This window comes from Syntrophomonas sp. UBA5494 (assembly GCF_002426325.1).
This window is the reverse complement of record NZ_DIPG01000084.1, coordinates 33,951-35,889: the sequence shown is the minus strand read 5'-3', so window position 1 is coordinate 35,889 and position 1,939 is coordinate 33,951. Positions and strand designations below refer to the sequence as shown.

Genomic DNA, 1,939 nt, shown 5'->3' with positions numbered 1-1,939 from the left:
CGGCGGGGAAGCCGCTCCGCTGGTAATTATCCATAACCGCCAGGGCCTGATGGCTGGCATTGGACGCCTGAAAGCCTCGCCGGCAGGACCCTGCTTAATACCTTGCAAAGTATTTCATTGATACTATGACCGGAGGGAACCGAGTAATGCAGATTGTAAGAGAGATTGAAAATTTTCGCAGTGATGGAAAACCGTTGTATCTGGCTTTAGGCAATTTTGACGGCCTGCATCGCGGCCATCAGCAATTGATGAATGATGTTGTCAAAATGGCTAAAACCAACCACGGTGTGGCTGCTGCCTTTATTTTTGATCCTCATCCCATGAAGGTGTTGTTTCCTCAGAAAGACTTGAAACTCCTGGTCACCCCGAAGATAAAATCAGAATTATTGGCAGGACTGGGCTTAGACCTGTTGATCTACAACTCTTTCTTCACAGAGATGGCCCGCTTGAGCCCCGAAGCATTCGTCAAAGGCATTCTGGTTGATCGACTGGCGGTAAAGGCGGTGTTTGTAGGTTTTAACTATTCTTTCGGTTTTAAAGGAGCGGGGACCCCGGATATGCTTCAGGATTTTGGAAAGCGTTATGGTTTTGCCACCTACATCATTCCCCCGGTTAAATATCAGGGCGAGGTTATCTCCAGCACCCTGATCCGCCGGGCCATTGAGTCCGGGGACATAGAACTGGCCGGAGAGATGCTGGGTTACCTGCCCATGGTGGAAGGCCGGGTCATTGAGGGAGAAAAAAGGGGACGCCAAATCGGCTTTCCCACTGCCAATCTGGGGGTCGATTCCGACCTGGTTATCCCCGGCAAAGGCGTATATGCGGCCTGGGCCCGTACCGGGGAGAAGACCGTTAAAGCGGTGGTGAACATCGGCAGCAAACCCACCTTTCATCCAGACTATCCGGTAGTTATAGAGGCCCACCTCCTCGATTATGAGGGCGACCTCTACGGGAGTCTACTGAGGCTCCACTTTGTCAAAAAACTGCGCAATGAGCAAAAGTTTAACAGCATCGAGGCGCTGGCAGAGCAAATCGGGTTGGACCGCGACCGGGCCGCCGAGAGCCTCACCGTCTTCGATCAATACAGTCGTGCGTTTACATTTTGAATCTGCTGTGCTACAATTTACCTTGGCCAATGGCCAAAAGGTATAATAGCTAAGTCCCGCTGGAATAATCAATAATGAGGCTAATAGGTGTTTGCCTGGAGGCGGACAATCAGCTTTACAACGGGACGGAACCATAGACTAGGGTTGCGAGTCACCGACGCTGCGCTTGGTTTATGGCGATTAAGGGCAAAAAGGAGGTGAAACAACTTGTCATTATCACCGGAAAGAAAACAGGAACTGATCAAAACCTTTCAGGTTCATGAAAGCGATACCGGCTCCCCCGAGGTACAGATTGCCATCTTAACGGAACGCATCAACTACTTGAACGAACATCTAAAAGCCAATAAAAAAGACTTCCACTCCCGGCGCGGGCTGCTCAAAATGGTCGGGCAGAGGCGGTCTTTATTGGATTATCTGAAGAACAAGAACTTTGACCGGTATCGCGCCATCGTTACCCGGTTGGGTTTACGCAGATAAAGAGCGGCATGCCGCTCTTTCACTTTATATGCTTGGCATATTAGAAAGGAGGAAAAGAAAATCGTCAATCGATATACAACAGAAATAGCAGGTCGATCCCTGGTGGTTGAAATCGGGCAGGTAGCCAAACAGGCCAATGGCGCAGCTCTGGTGAGGTACGGTGACACGGTTGTACTGGTTACCGCCACGGTCTCCAAAGAGCCCCGGGAAGGCATTGATTTTTTCCCGCTTACGGTAGATTACGAAGAAAAACAGTATGCCGCCGGTAAGATTCCGGGTGGCTTTATAAAACGTGAAGGCAGAGCTACCGAACTGGCCACGCTTTCGGCACGCCAGATCGACCGCCCCATTCGCCC

General features: G+C 50.7%; 2 protein-coding genes and 1 pseudogene. All 3 read left to right on the top strand.

All coding sequences use genetic code 11. The annotated features are described in order from the left end of the window. Positions 1–146 precede the first annotated feature (146 nt). Positions 147–1,106, top strand: a complete 960-nt coding sequence (locus tag B3W37_RS09360) for a bifunctional riboflavin kinase/FAD synthetase (protein WP_483169914.1) — start codon at positions 147–149, stop codon at positions 1,104–1,106. Between the two features lie 207 nt (positions 1,107–1,313). Then, positions 1,314–1,583, top strand: a complete 270-nt coding sequence (gene rpsO, locus B3W37_RS09355; RefSeq protein ID WP_481040003.1) for a 30S ribosomal protein S15 — start codon at positions 1,314–1,316, stop codon at positions 1,581–1,583. 60 nt (positions 1,584–1,643) lie between these two features. Then, positions 1,644–1,939, top strand: a pseudogene (locus B3W37_RS09350) (polyribonucleotide nucleotidyltransferase); the annotation flags it as partial.

Bases quoted from the DNA above. Each gene is read 5' to 3' on its own strand.
- B3W37_RS09360 (WP_483169914.1), top strand. From the start codon at position 147: ATGCAGATTGTAAGAGAGATTGAAAATTTTCGCAGTGATGGAAAACCG.